The 15589-nt window shown below is 72.3% G+C and carries 15 protein-coding genes; 10 read left to right on the forward strand and 5 right to left on the reverse strand.

All coding sequences use genetic code 11. The annotated features are described in order from the left end of the window. Positions 1-5: 5 nt before the first annotated feature. Positions 6-1001: an L-glyceraldehyde 3-phosphate reductase gene (gene mgrA / locus AB0C03_RS19790; RefSeq protein ID WP_357638245.1), complete on the reverse strand. Its 996-nt coding sequence runs from the start codon at positions 999-1001 to the stop codon at positions 6-8. A gap of 70 nt (positions 1002-1071) precedes the next feature. Here mgrA and AB0C03_RS19795 point away from each other — a divergent pair, with 70 nt between their 5' ends. Genes AB0C03_RS19795 through AB0C03_RS19825 form a run of 7 tightly spaced genes read left to right on the forward strand, consistent with a single transcriptional unit; the run spans position 1072 to position 8448 of the window. Beyond that, the gene (locus AB0C03_RS19795; RefSeq protein WP_210865088.1) at positions 1072-2052 is read left to right on the forward strand and encodes an aldo/keto reductase; all 981 of its coding nucleotides are present in this window, start codon (positions 1072-1074) and stop codon (positions 2050-2052) included. Then, positions 2049-2555, forward strand: a complete 507-nt coding sequence (locus AB0C03_RS19800; protein ID WP_091393913.1) for a hemerythrin domain-containing protein — start codon at positions 2049-2051, stop codon at positions 2553-2555. Before AB0C03_RS19795 ends, AB0C03_RS19800 begins: the two co-directional genes overlap by 4 nt. A gap of 55 nt (positions 2556-2610) precedes the next feature. Beyond that, complete coding sequence (locus AB0C03_RS19805) at positions 2611-3855, forward strand: sensor histidine kinase (protein ID WP_030331461.1); 1245 nt, start codon at positions 2611-2613, stop codon at positions 3853-3855. Then, positions 3852-4508, forward strand: coding sequence for a response regulator transcription factor (locus AB0C03_RS19810; RefSeq protein WP_357638247.1), 657 nt, complete (start codon positions 3852-3854; stop codon positions 4506-4508). The genes AB0C03_RS19805 and AB0C03_RS19810 overlap by 4 nt, the downstream gene beginning before the upstream one ends. 31 nt (positions 4509-4539) lie before the next feature. Further along, positions 4540-6000 (forward strand): sigma 54-interacting transcriptional regulator, encoded by a 1461-nt coding sequence (locus AB0C03_RS19815; RefSeq protein ID WP_357638249.1) that lies wholly within the window; start codon positions 4540-4542, stop codon positions 5998-6000. Between the two features lie 2 nt (positions 6001-6002). Then, positions 6003-7955 carry a vWA domain-containing protein gene (locus tag AB0C03_RS19820; RefSeq protein ID WP_357638251.1) on the forward strand — a complete coding sequence of 651 codons (1953 nt, stop codon included), beginning with the start codon at positions 6003-6005 and terminating at the stop codon, positions 7953-7955. A gap of 28 nt (positions 7956-7983) precedes the next feature. Next, positions 7984-8448, forward strand: a complete 465-nt coding sequence (locus AB0C03_RS19825) for a hypothetical protein (RefSeq protein WP_357638253.1) — start codon at positions 7984-7986, stop codon at positions 8446-8448. A 304-nt stretch (positions 8449-8752) separates the two neighbouring features. On the opposite strand, the gene AB0C03_RS19830 is transcribed toward AB0C03_RS19825, so the two are convergent. Continuing rightward, positions 8753-9760, reverse strand: coding sequence for a GlxA family transcriptional regulator (locus AB0C03_RS19830; protein WP_357638255.1), 1008 nt, complete (start codon positions 9758-9760; stop codon positions 8753-8755). A 1-nt stretch (position 9761) separates the two neighbouring features. On the opposite strand from AB0C03_RS19830, the gene AB0C03_RS19835 reads away from it, so the two are divergent. Then, positions 9762-11117 (forward strand): MFS transporter, encoded by a 1356-nt coding sequence (locus AB0C03_RS19835; RefSeq protein ID WP_247680385.1) that lies wholly within the window; start codon positions 9762-9764, stop codon positions 11115-11117. A gap of 13 nt (positions 11118-11130) precedes the next feature. Here AB0C03_RS19835 and AB0C03_RS19840 read toward each other — a convergent pair whose 3' ends face one another. The 3 genes from AB0C03_RS19840 to AB0C03_RS19850 are packed head-to-tail and all read right to left on the reverse strand — an operon-like array spanning position 11131 to position 12676. After that, positions 11131-11835, reverse strand: coding sequence for an RICIN domain-containing protein (locus AB0C03_RS19840; RefSeq protein ID WP_357638257.1), 705 nt, complete (start codon positions 11833-11835; stop codon positions 11131-11133). A gap of 47 nt (positions 11836-11882) precedes the next feature. Beyond that, the gene (locus AB0C03_RS19845) at positions 11883-12167 is read right to left on the reverse strand and encodes a DUF427 domain-containing protein (protein ID WP_030331445.1); all 285 of its coding nucleotides are present in this window, start codon (positions 12165-12167) and stop codon (positions 11883-11885) included. A 38-nt stretch (positions 12168-12205) separates the two neighbouring features. Then, positions 12206-12676, reverse strand: coding sequence for an aminoacyl-tRNA deacylase (locus tag AB0C03_RS19850; protein WP_030331443.1), 471 nt, complete (start codon positions 12674-12676; stop codon positions 12206-12208). A 93-nt stretch (positions 12677-12769) separates the two neighbouring features. Between AB0C03_RS19850 and AB0C03_RS19855 the strand changes: the two genes are divergently transcribed. Further along, entirely contained in the window at positions 12770-14167 is a 1398-nt protein-coding gene (locus AB0C03_RS19855; RefSeq protein ID WP_357638260.1) for an FAD-binding oxidoreductase, read from the forward strand. After that, a complete protein-coding gene (locus AB0C03_RS19860) occupies positions 14164-15507 on the forward strand; it encodes a class I SAM-dependent methyltransferase (protein WP_030331439.1) in 1344 nt (447 codons plus the stop codon). The genes AB0C03_RS19855 and AB0C03_RS19860 overlap by 4 nt, the downstream gene beginning before the upstream one ends. The last annotated feature ends 82 nt before the right edge of the window (positions 15508-15589 follow it).

The following is a 15589-nucleotide window of genomic DNA, read 5'->3' on the forward strand; positions in this document are numbered from 1 at the left end:
GGTGCTCAGCCCAGGTGCTGTTCGATCTCGGCCAACTCGTCGGCGGTGAAATCGAGGTTGTCCAGCGCGGCGATGTTCGTCTCCAACTGCTCGACGCTGCTCGCCCCGATGATCAGGCTGGTCATCCGCGGGTCACGCAGCGCCCAGGCCAACGCGAGCTGCGCGAGGGACTGGCCGCGCCGCTCGGCGATCGCGCCGAGGGCACGGATGGTGGCCATCTTCTCCTCGCTGAGGTCGCTCTCGTTGAGGAAGACGCTGGTGCGCACCCGCGAGTCGGCCGGGATGCCACCCAGGTAACGGTCGGTCAGCAGGCCCTGCGCCAACGGGCTGTACGCGATGCAGCCAGCGCCGACCCGCTCCAGCGTGTCGAGCAGGCCGTCGGACTCGGTCCAGCGGTTGAGCATCGAGTACGACGGCTGGTTGATCAGCAGCGGCGTACCCAGTTCGCCCAGGATCGCGGCGGCCCGCGCGGTCTGCTCCGAGTTGTAGTTCGAGATGCCGACGTAGAGCGCCTTGCCGGAGCGGACGATCGCGTCGAGCGCCCCCATCGTCTCCTCGAGCGGGGTGTCCGGGTCGAACCGGTGCGAGTAGAAGATGTCGACGTAGTCCAGCCCCATCCGGCCCAGCGACTGGTCCAGCGACGAGATGAGGTTCTTGCGCGAGCCCCACTCGCCGTACGGGCCGGGCCACATCAGGTACCCGGCCTTGCTGGAGATGACCAGCTCGTCCCGGTACGACTTCAGGTCGGTGGCGAGCATCCGGCCGAAGTTCTCCTCCGCCGAGCCGGGCGGCGGGCCGTAGTTGTTGGCCAGGTCGAAGTGGGTGACGCCCAGGTCGAAGGCGCGGCGCACGATGTCGCGCTGCCGTTCGAACGGGCGGTCCGGGCCGAAGTTGTGCCACAGGCCGAGCGAGACGGCGGGCAGCCGCAGCCCACTGCGTCCGCTGCGTCGGTAGGTCATGGTGTCGTAGCGGTCTTCCGCGGCGAGATAGGTCACGATCATGAGCCTAACTCCGGAGCACGGTGCCGGGGATCGGGCGTGTGAACCGGGACATCGGGGTAGTTTCGACGCCATGCGTTTCATTGCGCTCGACACCCCCAAACCGTTGTCCAAGATCGGGTTGGGCACCTGGCAGTTCGGCTCCCGGGAGTGGGGGTACGGCCCGGACTTCGAGCGGCAGGCGGCGCAGATCGTCCGGCGGGCCGTCGAGTTGGGCGTGACGGTCTTCGACAGCGCCGAGATCTACGGGTTCGGGCGCAGCGAGCGCATCCTCGGCGCGGCCCTCGGCGACGACCGGCCGAGGGTGGTGGTGGCCAGCAAGATCCTGCCCGTGCTGCCGGTGGCCGCGGTGGTGCAGCAGCGGGCGGTCGCCTCGGCGGCCCGCCTCGGCGTCACCAGCATCGACCTCTACCAGGTGCACCAGCCCAACCCGGTCGTCGGCGACCACACCACCATGCGTGGCATGCGCGTCCTGCAGGACGTCGGACTGGTCGGCGAGGTCGGCGTCAGCAACTACGGGCTGCGCCGCTGGCAGGTCGCCGAGGCGGCGCTCGGCCGTCGGGTGCTCACCAACCAGGTCCGCTACAGCATGCTGGACCGCGCGCCCGAACAGGACCTGCTGCCGTACGCGCGGCAGGCCGGCCGGGTGGTCATCGCGTACAGCCCGCTGGCACAGGGCTTCCTCTCCGGCCGGTACGACGCGAAGAACCCACCGACCGGGGCGGTCCGGCGGGCGAACCCGTACTTCCTCCCGGAAAACCTGGAACGCGGCGCGGCGCTGATCGACACGGTGCGTCAGGTCGCCGACGCCCATGACGCCACTCCCAGCCAGATCGCGCTGGCCTACCTGCTGCGCCACCCGAACGTGCTCGCCATCCCCGGCGCGTCCGGCGTCGAGCAGATGGAACGCAACGCCGCCGCGGCCGACATCGACCTTGCCGACGACGAGTACACGGCGCTGGCCGAGGCGGCGAAACGCTTCCGGCCGATCACCGGCCTCGCCGCGATGCCGGCGATGCTGCGCGCCCGGTTCGCCAAACCAACCGAGAAGTGAGCACAGTGGACGACATCACCGCACTGATCCTGGACGACCACGCCGCGTTCCGGCGCGGCTTCGCCCGCCTCGACGACGCCCGCGACGAGCAGGAGATGCTCGCCATCTGGGACGCCCTCGCCCTGCACCTGGACATCCACGCCGAAGCGGAGGAGGCGATCCTCTACCCGCACCTGGTCAAGCACGGCGACGACGGCGAGGACGAGACGGCCGACGCGATCGGCGACCACAACAAGATCCGCGACGCCATCGCCGACGCGAAGCTGCACCCGGTCGGCTCGGATCAGTGGTGGGAGGCGGTCGGCACGGCCCGCCGGGAGAACAGCGAGCACCTGGCCGAGGAGGAGGACGAGGCGCTGCCCGACTTCCGCCGGCACGCCAGCACCGAACTCCGCGCCGAGCTGGGCCAACGCTGGCTGACCTTCTACGGCGAGCACAAGAACGGTCGCAACCTCCCGTTCCGCGACAAGGACCCGCAGCAGTACGTCGCCGACCACCGCTGACATCTCCCCGACGCGGGGGAGTCGCCGGGACCGGCCCCGGTCGCAGAATGGCGAGGTGACGATCCGAGCCGCGCTGGCCCCGCTGGTCGCCGGCACCACCTGGCGACGCGGCGTGTTCCTGCTGCTCGGCGGGGTGCTGGCACTGCCGTACGGGCTGCTCGCGGTGACCTTCGCCCAACTGCTCGCCGATACGACGATCCCGCGCCCGCTGGTGTACGTCCTGCTGGTCATCGCGGTGTTGATCGCCGTGGTGCCGTTGTTGCTGGACGGCAGCCGGGCGTTGGAGATCGCCGCCGTCCGGGCGCTGCTCGGCGTCGACCTGCCCGAACCCGCGCCCGGGCACCACGGTGACCGGGAGACCCGGCTGCGGAGCGCACTCTGGATCGCCACCCATCTCATCGTCGGCGCGCTGGTGGGGATCGCGCTGTTCAGCGCCCTGCCGATGGCGCTGGCGTTCATCGCCCAGCAGTTCGGCATCGGCGAAGAGTTGACCAGCCGGGAACGGTTCGGGCCGCTGGACGGGCAGGACAGCGGCTGGCTGACAGTGACCGGGGTGCTGCTGCTGGTCGGCCTCGGCTACGCCGTCGCCGGGCTCGGCGCGCTCGCCGGATCCATGGCGCCGGTGCTGCTCGGCCCGGCCCAGGCCGAGCGGATCGCCGCCCTCGAAGCGCAGGCCAGCCGGCTCGCCGAACGCAACCGGCTGGCCCGGGAGCTGCACGACTCGGTCGGTCACGCGCTGACGGTGGCCACCCTCCAGGCCGGGGCCGCCCGCGAGGTCCTCGACACCGACCCGGAGTTCGTCCGGCGGGCGCTCACCGCCATCGAGGACGTCGGGCGCAACGCGATGGACGACCTCGACCACGTGCTCGGCCTGCTCCGGGAGGGCGGACGCGACCGGCCCGTGGTGGCGCCGCAGCGTACCCTCGCCGACCTGGACCGGTTGGTCACCGACGCCCGCGCAGCCGGCCTGGCCGTGCACGCGCATCGCGCCGGCGACCCGACCCGGGTGCCCGCGGTGGTCTCCCGGGAGGGTTACCGGATCGTCCAGGAGGGACTGACGAACGCCGCGCGGCACGGCCACGGGCCGGTGACTGTCCGCCTGGACCTGCACTCGGACGCGCTGGAGCTGGAGCTGGTCAACGCGCTGCGCCACACCGTCCGGGCGCAGCTGGGGCGGGGCGGTCGAGGTCTGGACGGCATGCGGGAGCGGGTGCTGCTGCTCGGCGGCCGGCTCACCGTGGGCCCGGACGGCGACCGGTGGCTGATCCGGGCCCGGCTGCCCTACGAGGAGACGCGATGAGCACTGGCGTCCTCGTCGTCGACGACGACGAGCTGATCCGGATCGGGCTGCGGGCCATCATCGACGCCCAACCCGACCTGCGGGTGGTCGCCGAAGCCGCCGACGGGGCCGAGGTGCCGCCGCTGGTCGCCCGGCACCGGCCCGACGTGGTGCTGATGGACGTGCGGATGCCCGGCATCGACGGCATCCAGGCCACCCGGCACCTGCTGGCCACCTCCGCCGACCCGCCACGGGTGCTGGTGGTCACCACGTTCGCCAACGACGAGTACGTCTACGAGGCGCTGCGCGCCGGGGCCTCGGGGTTCCTGCTCAAACGGGCCCGGCCCGCCGAGGTGGTGGAGGCGGTCCGGGTGGTCGCCGCGGGCGAGTCGCTGCTCTTCCCGGCCGCGATCCGTCAGCTGGTCGGGGCGTACGGGCCGGCGGGCGGCGACCGGTTGCGCGGGGCCCGGCTCACCGACCGGGAGGCCGAGGTGCTGCGGTTGATGAGCACCGGCCGGTCCAACCCGGAGATCGCCGCGCACCTGGTGGTCGGGGTGGAGACGATCAAGACGCACGTCGGCAACGTGCTGGCCAAGCTGGGCGTCCGCGACCGCACGCAGGCGGTCATCGCCGCCTACGAGTCCGGCTTCGTCACCCCGTCCGGCCCTGCCTAGCCGAGCGTTGCCGCGGAAAATGTGAGCTAGCGTGGGTCGGGTGACTGCGCCTACCCCGGTAATCCCGGTTCCACCGGCCGACCTGCCCGGCACGCTCGGCGCGCTGCGGGCGGCCGGTCACCACTACCGCACCGTCAAGCAGGAACTCCGTGACAACCTCCTCGCCCGGATGCGCTCCGGCGAGACCCGTTTCCCCGGCATCGTCGGCTATGACGACACAGTGCTGCCCGAGGTCGAGCGGGCGTTGCTCGCCGGGCACGACATGGTGCTGCTCGGCGAGCGCGGCCAGGGCAAGACCCGGCTGATCCGCTCGCTGGGCGCTTTGCTCGACGAGTGGACCCCGGTGCTGCCCGGCTCGGTGCTCAACGAGCACCCGATGCACCCGCTCACCCCGGCGTCCCGCGCCCAGGTCGCCGAGGCCGGCGACGAGCTGCCGATCGGCTGGCTGCACCGTTCGATGCGGTACGGCGAGAAGCTGGCCACCCCGGACACCAGCGTCGGCGACCTGATCGGTGACGTCGACCCGATCCGCATCGCCCAGGGTCGTACCCTCGGCGACCCGGAAACCATCCACTTCGGGTTGGTGCCGCGCACCAACCGGGGCATCTTCGCCGTCAACGAGCTGCCCGACCTGGCCGAGCGCATCCAGGTGGCGCTGCTCAACGTGCTGGAGGAGCGGGACATCCAGGTTCGCGGCTACCAGCTGCGGCTGCCACTGGACCTGCTCCTGGTGGCCAGCGCCAACCCGGAGGACTACACCAACCGGGGCCGGATCATCACCCCCCTCAAGGACCGGTTCGGCGCGGAGATCCGCACCCACTACCCGGTCGACCTGGAGTTGGAGCTGGCGCTGATCCGTCAGGAGGCGGACCTGGTCGCCGAGGTGCCGGAGCACGTGCTGGAGGTGCTGGCCCGCTTCGCCCGCGCCGTGCGGGAGTCGCCGTCGGTGGACCCGCGCTCCGGTGTCTCCGCCCGGTTCGCCATCGCCGCCGCCGAGACGGTGGCCGGCGCCGCGCTGCGGCGCGCCGGTCTGCTCGCCGCCTCCAGCACCCCGGACGGGCGTCCCGAGGCCGCCGTCGCCCGCGTCGGTGACGCGGTGTCGGTGACCAGCACGCTGCGCGGCAAGGTCGAGTTCGAGAGCGGTGAGGAGGGCCGGGAGATCGAGGTCCTCGCGCACCTGCTGCGTACCGCGACCGCCGAGACGTTCCGGGCCCACCTCGCCGGGTTGGACCTGTCCGGGTTCACCGCCCTGGTCGAGGACGGCGCCGCGATCGAGACCGGCGAGCTGGTCAGCGCCGCTGAGCTGTTGCGCCAGGTCGGCACCGTGCCCGGGTTGGCGAAGGTCCTGGACCGGCTCGGCCTGGGTGACGCGCCCACCTCGGAGGAGGCCGCCGCCGGCGTCGAGTTCGTACTGGAAGGGCTGCACCTGACCCGCCGGCTCGGCAAGGACGTCACCGACTCGGGGCGCACCGTCTACGGCGGTCGGGGCTGACGGTGGCCGGTAACCGGTTCCGTTACGGGCAGTGGAACGGCGGGCCCGACCCGCTCGCACCCCCGTACGACGTGCGCGAGGCGGTGGACGCGGTCGGTACGGAGGTGCTGGCCGGTGGCAGCCTGCGGGAGGCGCTGCGCGACCTGCTGCGCCGTGGCCCGCAGGGGCGGGGTGGCCTGGACGACCTGGCCGCCCGGGCGCGACGACTGCGCCGCGAGGCGATGCGCCGGGGTGACCTGGACGGCGCGGTGACCAGGGCGCAGGCCCTGCTCGACCAGGCCCTCGCCGCCGAACGGGACGAGCTGCGAGGTCGTGACGACGACGCGGCGCGGTTTGCCGAGGCGGTGCTGGACAATCTTCCCCGCTCGACCGCGCGGGCGGTGCAGGAGCTGTCCGGCTACCAGTGGGCCAGCGACGACGCCCGCCGCTCGTACCAGCAGATCCTCGACCAGCTTCGCGACGACGTGCTCGGTCAGCGGTTCGCCGGGCTGCGCGACGCCGTGCGCGCCTCCGCCGACCCGGCCGCCCAGCAGCGGCTCGCCGAGATGATGGGCGACCTGAACGACCTGCTCGCCCGGCACGGTCGCGCGGAGGACACCACCGACGCGTTCGCCGAGTTCATGCGCCGGCACGGCGACTTCTTCCCGGAGCAGCCGGAGACCGTCGACGAGCTGATCGACGTGCTGGCCCGCCGCTCGGCGGCGGGTGAGCGGCTGATGAACTCGCTGTCGGAGCGGCAGCGCGCCGAGCTGGCCGGGCTGATGCAGCAGTCGCTCGGCGATCGCCTCGCGGGGGAGATGTCAGCTCTCGACGCGAACCTGCGGGCGCTGCGACCCGATCTGCGCTGGGGGCGGGGCGAGCGGGTCCGCGGCGACCAGCCGTTGGACTACGCCGACGCGGCCGGCGCGCTGGGTGAGATCGGCGAGCTGGACGACCTGCTGGACCAGCTCGACCAGGAACACCCGGGGGCGACGCTCGATGACGTGGACGTCGACGCGGTGGCCCGCACGCTGGGCCGGGACGCGGCCGACGACGTTCGGCGGCTGCGCGATCTGGAGCGGGAGCTGCGCCGCCAGGGGTGGGTGAGCCGGGACGCGGAAGGGCTCACGCTGAGCCCGAAGGCGCTGCGCCGGCTCGGTGGGACCGCGCTGCGGCGGGTCTTCGCCGACCTGACCGCCGGGCCGCGCGGCCAGCACGACCTGCGCTCGGCCGGTGCGGCGGGCGAGGTCAGCGGCGCGTCCAGGCCCTGGGAGTACGGCGATGAGCAGCCGTTGGACGTGGTCCGGACGTTGACCCGGGCGGTCAGCCGGGCCGGGCCGACGGTCCCGGTGCAGCTCGCGGTGGACGACTTCGAGGTGGTGGAGACCGAGAAGCGGGCCTCGGCCGCTGTGGTGCTCTGCGTCGACCTGTCGTACTCGATGATCTCGCAGGGTCGTTGGGGGCCGATGAAGCAGACGGCGCTGGCGCTGGCTCACCTGATGGAGACGCGCTTTCCGCAGGACGCCCTGCAGATCGTCGGCTTCGGGCGGGAGGCGATGACGCTCACCCAGCAGGAGTTGGCGGCCGTGGAGCCGGACATGGAGCAGGGCACCAACCTGCAGCACGCGCTGCGGTTGGCGGGCCGGCACCTGCGCCGGCACCCGGACGCCGAGCCGGTGGTGCTGGTGGTCACCGACGGCGAGCCGACCGCCCACCTGGACCCGGACGACGGGGAGGCGCTGTTCCACTGGCCGCCGCTGCCGGAGACGATCGAGGCGACGGTCCGCGAGGTGGACCGGCTGAGCCGCTACGGCGCCACGCTCAACCTGTTCATGCTCGGCGACGACCCGGGTCTGCGGCGTTTCGTCGACGCGGTGGCCCGCCGTAGCCGGGGCCGCATGTTCACCCCGGACACCGACGACCTGGGCGAGTACGTGGTCAGCGACTACCTCCGCTCCCGCCAATCCCGCCGCTAAGTCCCGCCGGGGCGGGTTGACTGGGGGGATGGAGAGCGGGGGGTTGCGACAGGCCTACGGTGCGGTGTTCGCGGAGGTCGACGCCGGCGGGTTCGGTCCGGCTCCGCAGGGACAGCTCAGCGCCGAGCAGATCGTCGCGCATCTGGTCGCCAACGACGAGCTGATGATCCAGGCCACCGAGGCGCTGCTGGCCGGGTCGCCGTTCGCGTACTACGAGTTGGAAGAGGACATGCACCGTCCGCAGCTCGACGCGCTCGCCGCCGAACAGGGTGGTCTGCGTGGACTGACGGCGCTGCTGCACGGCACCAGTGATCGGCTGTGCGGGCTGGTCGACCAGCTCGGGCTGGCTGCGGAGACTCCGGTCGAGACGCACCTTCGCGAGGGCTTCGACCTCATCGTCGACGAGTCGCTGCCCTGGTCCCGGACCCTGGACCTGCACACCCGGGTCCATCTCCCCAAACACCAGGCCCAACTCCGACTCCTCCGCGCCTGAGACGCGTCACCGGCGCCGGGGCGCCGGTTGCCCGGGCGAGGCGTGGGCAGGGGCGGCAGCGTCCGGGTGTGGCGCGGGCAGGGGCAGGCCGTTCTGCTTAGCGTGATGTCTGTGAGACATCGTGATGTCTCACAGACATCACGCTCTCCCGAGTTACCGGCCCGGGCGGGCGCGTTTCACCGGCGCTCGTGCCGGCGCCGGGAGGCGTGGCCGGCTGAAGGTGCCTGCTGGCGTTGGGGCAGCGCGACGATCGGTTCCGCGCTGGGCCGGGAGGTGCTGCCGACCGACTCAGGTGTCGACCAACTCAGGTGTCGACCAACTCGGGGCGGGGGTGGAAGGTGCGGCGGTAGGTGGAGGGGGCCACCCCGATGCGCTGGTGCAGTTGCTGGCGTAGGGCGGCGGTGGTGCCGAAACCCGAGCGGTGGGCGATCTGGTCGACGGTGAGGTCGGTTGTCTCCAGCAGCAGCCGCGCGTGGTCGGTGCGCTGTTGCAGCAGCCACTGGGCCGGGCTCAGACCGGTTTCTGACCGGAAGCGCCGGGTGAAGGTGCGCACGCTCATCCGGGCCTGCTCGGCCAGGTCGCGCAGCGCGATCGGCTCGTGCAGCCGCTGCCGCGCCCACTCCCGGGCGCCCGCCGTGCTGGAGTCGGTCGCCTTCGGCACCGGCTGTTCGATGTACTGCGCCTGGCCGCCGTCGCGCCACGGTGGCATCACGCAGCGGCGGGCCGCCCGGTTGGCCACCTCGCTGCCGTGGTCGAGGCGGATGACGTGCAGGCAGAGGTCGATGCCGGCGGCGACCCCGGCCGAGGTGAGCACCCGGTCGTCGGCGATGAAGAGCACGCCCGGGTCGAGGTCCACCCGGCCGTGCAGGTGGCGGAAGCGCTCGGCGTACGCCCAGTGGGTGGTCGCCCGCCGCCCGTCGAGGAGCCCGGCGGCGGCGAGCACGAACGCCCCGGTGCAGATCGACATGATCCGGGCCCCCCGCTCGTACGCCGCGCGCAGCGCCCCGGTCACCTCCGACGCGATGGTGCCCGACGTCAGCACGGTGCCGTCGTGGATGCCGGGGACGATCACCGTGTCGGCGGTGTCGAGCAGTTCCAGGCCGTGGTCGGGGACCACCTGGAAGCCGGCGGTGCTGCGCACCGGCTGCCCGCCCGGGGTGCACACCCGCACGTCGTAGAAGGGTGTCCCGTCGGCGGCCCGGGCGGTGCTGAACACCTGGGACGGGGTGCCGAGGTCCAGGCCAACCACCTGGTGCAGAGCGAGGACGGCGATTCGATGCGGGCCAGCGGTCATGGCCCGATTATTGCGCATGATGGCTTTCCGGCCACTCGTCGCGGTGCCCGGCCCGGCCCAGACTTGCTCCGTGACCAAGAACCGTCGTCTGCATCCCGCCTGGCTGGTCGCCGCCGTCGCCTTCGTGGCGCTGGTCGGCGCGGCGGGCTTCCGCGCCACCCCGTCGGTGCTGCTGCACCCGCTGCACGAGGAGTTCGGCTGGCCGCTGGCCACCATCTCCGCGGCCGTCTCCGTCAACCTGTTGCTCTACGGGCTCACCGCGCCGTTCGCGGCAGCCCTGATGGACCGGTTCGGCATCCGCCGGGTGGTCTCGGTGGCGCTGCTGCTGGTCGCTGCGGGCAGCGGGTTGACGGTCTTCATGACCGCCAGCTGGCAGCTCCTGCTCTGCTGGGGTGTGCTGGTCGGGCTGGGCACCGGCTCGATGGCGCTGGCGTTCGTGGCCACCGTCACCGGCCGCTGGTTCGTCCGCAGGCGGGGTCTGGTGACCGGAGTGCTGACCGCCGGCGGGGCGGCCGGGCAACTCGTGTTTTTGCCACTGATCGCCATCCTGGTACGCGACCACGGCTGGCGGACGGCGGCGCTCGTCGTCGCCGCAGCGGCGCTGGCGGTCGTACCCCTGGTGGTGTGGCTTCTGCGCGAGCACCCGGCGGATCTCGGCCTGCCCGCCTACGGGGCGACCGAGGTCGTCGCGGCACCACCGGCGACCGGTGGTGCCGCGACCCGGGCGCTCGGCGCGCTGGCGACGGCGGCCCGGACCCGACCGTTCTGGCTGCTGGCCGGAGGGTTCGCGATCTGCGGCGCGACCACCAACGGCCTGGTCGGTACGCACTTCGTGCCGGCCGCGCACGACCACGGCATGGCCCAGACCACAGCGGCCGGGTTGCTCGCCCTGGTGGGGCTCTTCGACATCGTCGGCACTGTCGCCTCCGGCTGGCTCACCGACCGGGTGGACAGCCGGCTGCTGCTCGGCATGTACTACGCGCTGCGGGGGTTGTCCCTGCTGGTGCTGCCGAGCCTGTTCTCCGGCAGCGCTGAGCCGAGCATGCTGGTGTTCATCGTCTTCTACGGCCTGGACTGGGTGGCCACCGTGCCGCCGACCGTGGCGCTGTGCCGGGAGTACTTCGGCGGGGCCGGGGCGGTGGTGTTCGGCTGGGTGTTCGCCGCGCACCAACTCGGCGCGGCGGTCGCCGCCACCGGCGCGGGGCTGGTCCGGGACCGGCTGGGCGACTACGCGATGGCCTGGTACGTGGCGGGCGCTTTGTCGATCGGTGCCGCCGGACTGTCGTTGCTGCTGCGTCGACGACCGGGCCGAGCGGTGCCGGAGGCCGTGCTGCTCGCCGCGACCGCGCCCCGGGCCTGGAGCTACCGGGGCTGAGCGGGTTGGCTGGTCAGCCGATCGTCCACTGCTGGGCGGATCGGCCGTCGCAGGCGCGCTGGCGGATCTCGTCGTCGGGCTCGTCGCCGTCGTCGTCGGCCTGCGCGCACCTGCCGCTGTGCGCGGCCACCAGCAGCACCGGGCCGGTTCCGGTGGCGGACAGCCGCCACTGCTGGTTGGCCCCACCGTGGCAGGGGAACTGGAGCAACCGCGCGCCGTCGTCGGTACTGCCGCCCTCGACGTCCAGGCACTGCCCGTGGGCGGCGTTGGTCAGCGTCACCAGGCCCGCGCCGGCCGGGTTGACGACCCACTTCTGTTCCGGACCGCCGGTGCAGACGGCCAGCTCGGCCCCCGCTTCCTTGTCGTCGCCGTCGAGCCCCAGGCAGAGCCCGGACGCGACCCGCAGCACCCGGGGGCCGGTGGTCGGTGCCGTCGAGGGCGTCGGCGACGGCTCGACCGACGGGGTCGGGCTCGGCCCGGCCGCCCCGGTGGTGGCCTCCGCCGCGCTGGACGTCGCACCCACCGGGGCCGGCACCGCCGGTTCGTCGTCGCCGCCGAGCAGCCCGGTCGCGAAGACCACCCCGAGGAGTACGCCCACCAGGCCGACGCCGAGCGCCACCCGCAGCAGCGGGTCGGTGAGCGGGCCGGAACGCGCGGCCCGTCGGCGGCCGCCGTAGACGGTGCCGGCGGGGTCGGGGCGTTCCTCGGGCGCGGGCATACGGGCCATCCTCACCCACCGCCGTCGGCCACGGCCAGTCGGTGCCGTCAGTCGACGACCCGGACGTCCTTCCAGAACGCCACCCGGTCACGCACCATCTCGGCGTCCGGTTTGGGCTCCGGGTAATACCAGACCGCGTCCTTGCTGGTGCTGCCCTCGTGCTCAAGGGAGTAGTAGGAGGCGGTGCCCTTCCAGGGGCAGACGGTGTGCGTCGTGGACTCGCGGATCAGGTCGTCACGCAGGGCGGAGCGAGGGAAGTAGTGGTTGCCCTCCACCAGCACGGTGTCGTCGCTCTCGGCGACGACCAGGTCTTTCCACATGGCTTTTGGCATGCCCCAACACTATTCCGCGCCGCCCACCGGGGCTGTGCTCAGCGGGTGGGCTGGGGGTCGGTGACGTCGGCCACTGTGGCGTCGAGGGCGGCGATCGCGACGTCGGCGGCGATCGCGACGGCCAGGCCACGCTCGCCGGCGCCCAGGGTGATCTCCCGGCCGCGCAGTCGCTCGTCGGCGACCACCGGCCAGGCCGTGCTCGCGCCGAACGGGGTGATGGTGCCGCGTTCGTAGCCGGTGGCGGCGAGGGCGCCGGCCGCGTCCGGCATGGAGAGCCGGTGCACCCCGAGCAGGGCGCGCAGCTTGGGCCAGGAGATGACCCGGTCGCCGGGGGTGAGCACGAACAGGTGATCAGCTTCACCACGACGCACCACGATCGTTTTGACCACGTCCGGGACGGCCACGCCCCGGACGGCGGCGGCCTCCGCGAGACTGCCGACCGCACCATGCCTGACCAGCCGATACGGCAGTTGGGCGGCGTCCAGGGCGGCGATCGCTGGCGATGGCATGCCCGCCACGGTAGCCGTCGCGCCTGCTACCGGACGGGAAACTGCCCCTGCCGACATCCCACGGTTTCCGAACGGCGAGCGTAAGGTGATCACATGCGCGCTGAGCGTGTGGATCATCCGATTGACCATGATCAAGCGGTGGACACGCTGCGGCGGTCGTACGCCGCGGTGCCCACGGGCGAGCCTGTCCGGCTGGCCAAACGCACCTCCAACCTGTTCCGCCCCCGGTCCGCTCCCCGGACTCCGGGGCTCGACGTGAGTGGCCTGAACGGTGTGCTGTCGGTCGACAGGGCCGCCCGCACCGCCGATGTGCAGGGCATGTGCACCTACGAGGACCTGGTCGACGCGACCCTCCCGCACGGGCTGATGCCGTTGGTGGTGCCACAGTTGCGCACCATCACGCTGGGCGGAGCGGTGACCGGCCTCGGGATCGAGTCGACCTCGTTCCGCAACGGCCTGCCGCACGAGTCGGTACGCGAGATGGACATCCTCACCGGCTCCGGCGAGATCGTCACCGCCCGGCCGGACGGGGAGTACGCCGACCTGTTCACCGCGTTCCCCAACTCGCTGGGCAGCCTCGGGTACGCCACCCGGCTGCGCATCGAGCTGCAACCAGTCGGCCGGTACGTGGCGTTGCGCAACATCCGGTTCACCCAGCTGGAGGCGCTCACCGACGCGATCGCCGAGGTGACCGCCACCCGCTCCTGGGCCGGCGAGCCGGTCGATGTGATGGACGGCGTGATGTTCAGCCCCGGTGAGGCGTACCTGATCCTGGGCACCTTCACCGACGCGGCCGACCCGCCCAGTGACTACACCGGTCAGGCGATCTACTACCGGTCGCTGCGCCAGCGCACCCGCGACGTGCTCACCGCGTACGACTATCTGTGGCGCTGGGACACCGACTGGTTCTGGTGTTCCGCGGCGTTCGGTGCGCAGCACCCGGTCGTGCGCAGGCTCTGGCCGGCGCGTTACCGGCGCAGCGACTTCTACCACCGACTGGTCCGGTTGGAGCACCGTCACCAGGTGGCGGCCCGGATCGACCGGCTGCGCGGGCAACCGGCCCGGGAGCGGGTCGTGCAGGACGTGGAGATCCCGCTGGACCGTACTGCTGACTTCCTGCGCTGGTTCGCCAGCGCGGTGGGGATGAACCCGGTGTGGCTGTGCCCGTTGCGGCTGCGGGAGCCGGCGGGTCCCGGTTCGGCGCGGTCCTGGCCGCTGTATCCACTCCAGCCGGGCCAGGACTACGTCAACATTGGGTTCTGGGGGAGCGTGCCGATCGCGCCGGGCGCCGCCGACGGCGACGTCAACCGCACGATCGAACGCAGGGTGTCGGAGTCGGGCGGGCACAAGTCGCTCTACTCCGACGCGTACTACGACCGGGACGCCTTCGATCGCCTGTACGGCGGCGACACGTGGCGGGCGGTGAAAGACCGCTACGACCCGGACCACCGGCTGACGGGACTGTACGAAAAGGCGGTAGCACGAGCATGAGCCTGACCGACCGAGATCAGGGGGCGGCGAGCGTCCCCGCCACCCCGCCGGCGGGAGGCCGGCGCACGGGTCCGACCGTCGCTGACGTCGTCCGCGCGGTCACCGCCGGGCCGCTTCCGGTGCGGATCACCGGGTACGACGGCAGCGCCGTCGGCCCGTCCGACGCCGGCATCACCCTGGCGATCCGTTCCGAGCGTGGGCTGTCGTACCTGCTCACCGCACCCGGCGACCTGGGCATGGCCCGGGCGTACGTCAGTGGTGACCTGGCGTTGCAGGGGGTGCACCCGGGTGACCCGTACGAGGCGTTGCGGGTGCTCAAGGACGAGCTGCGGTTGCGCCCACCGGCGCTGGCCGAGGGGCTGGCGTTGGTCCGTGGGCTGGGCTGGGAGCGGCTGATGCCGCCGCCGGCGCCGCCGCAGGAGGCGCAGCCCCGCTGGAAGCGGGTGGTGAACGGGCTGCGGCACTCGCGGGTGCGGGACAGCACCGCCATCTCGCACCACTACGACGTCTCCAACGCCTTCTACGAGAAGGTGCTCGGCCCGTCGATGACGTACACCTGCGCGGTTTTCCGGTCTCCGGACGACACGCTGGAGCAGGCCCAGGCGGCGAAGTACGACCTGGTCGCCGGCAAGCTGGCGCTGAAGAAGGGGATGCGGCTGCTGGATGTCGGGTGCGGCTGGGGTGGCATGGTGCGCCACGCCGCGCGCGAGTACGGCGTCAAGGCCCTCGGGGTGACCCTGTCGAAGGCGCAGGCGCAGTGGGCGCAGGCGGCGATCGAGCGGGAGGGGTTGACCGAGTTGGCGGAGGTGCGGCACCTGGACTACCGGGACGCACCGGCCGAGCAGTTCGACGCCATCTCCTCGATCGGGCTGACCGAGCACATCGGGGTGCGCAACTATCCGGCCTACTTCGGGGCGCTGCGCAGCCGGCTGCGGCAGGGCGGGCGGCTGCTCAACCACTGCATCACCCGCGCGGACAACCGGGCTCCGCACCGGTCGGGCGCGTTCATCGACCGGTACGTCTTCCCGGACGGTGAGCTGGCCGGTCCGGGTCGGTTGATCAGCGAGGTGCACGACGCCGGGTTCGAGGTGCACCACGAGGAGAACCTGCGCCAGCACTACGCGCTGACGCTGGCTGCCTGGTGCCGCAACCTGGTCGAGCACTGGGACTTCTGCGTCTCGGAGGTGGGCGCGGGCACCGCCCGGGTGTGGGGGTTGTACATGGCCGGGTCGCGGATGGCGTTCGAGCGCAACGGCATCCAGCTGCACCAGGTGCTGGCCACCCACAACGGCCCGAACGGTGTGAGTGGCTATCCGTTGCGACCGGACTGGTTGCCCTGACCATCTGCTGAGTGTCGCCTGAAGCCGCGCCGGAAAAAGTCGGCGCGGCTTCTCGCGAAGCGATTGACAAAGAAGTTTTGTA

The organism is Micromonospora parva (assembly GCF_040649675.1).
Lineage (GTDB): Bacteria > Actinomycetota > Actinomycetes > Mycobacteriales > Micromonosporaceae > Micromonospora > Micromonospora parva.

Bases quoted from the DNA above. Each gene is read 5' to 3' on its own strand.
- mgrA (WP_357638245.1), bottom strand. From the start codon at position 1,001: ATGATCGTGACCTATCTCGCCGCGGAAGACCGCTACGACACCATGACC.
- AB0C03_RS19795 (WP_210865088.1), top strand. From the start codon at position 1,072: ATGCGTTTCATTGCGCTCGACACCCCCAAACCGTTGTCCAAGATCGGG.
- AB0C03_RS19810 (WP_357638247.1), top strand. From the start codon at position 3,852: ATGAGCACTGGCGTCCTCGTCGTCGACGACGACGAGCTGATCCGGATC.
- AB0C03_RS19825 (WP_357638253.1), top strand. From the start codon at position 7,984: ATGGAGAGCGGGGGGTTGCGACAGGCCTACGGTGCGGTGTTCGCGGAG.
- AB0C03_RS19830 (WP_357638255.1), bottom strand. From the start codon at position 9,760: ATGCGCAATAATCGGGCCATGACCGCTGGCCCGCATCGAATCGCCGTC.
- AB0C03_RS19835 (WP_247680385.1), top strand. From the start codon at position 9,762: ATGGCTTTCCGGCCACTCGTCGCGGTGCCCGGCCCGGCCCAGACTTGC.
- AB0C03_RS19840 (WP_357638257.1), bottom strand. From the start codon at position 11,835: ATGCCCGCGCCCGAGGAACGCCCCGACCCCGCCGGCACCGTCTACGGC.
- AB0C03_RS19845 (WP_030331445.1), bottom strand. From the start codon at position 12,167: ATGCCAAAAGCCATGTGGAAAGACCTGGTCGTCGCCGAGAGCGACGAC.
- AB0C03_RS19850 (WP_030331443.1), bottom strand. From the start codon at position 12,676: ATGCCATCGCCAGCGATCGCCGCCCTGGACGCCGCCCAACTGCCGTAT.
- AB0C03_RS19855 (WP_357638260.1), top strand. From the start codon at position 12,770: ATGCGCGCTGAGCGTGTGGATCATCCGATTGACCATGATCAAGCGGTG.
- AB0C03_RS19860 (WP_030331439.1), top strand. From the start codon at position 14,164: ATGAGCCTGACCGACCGAGATCAGGGGGCGGCGAGCGTCCCCGCCACC.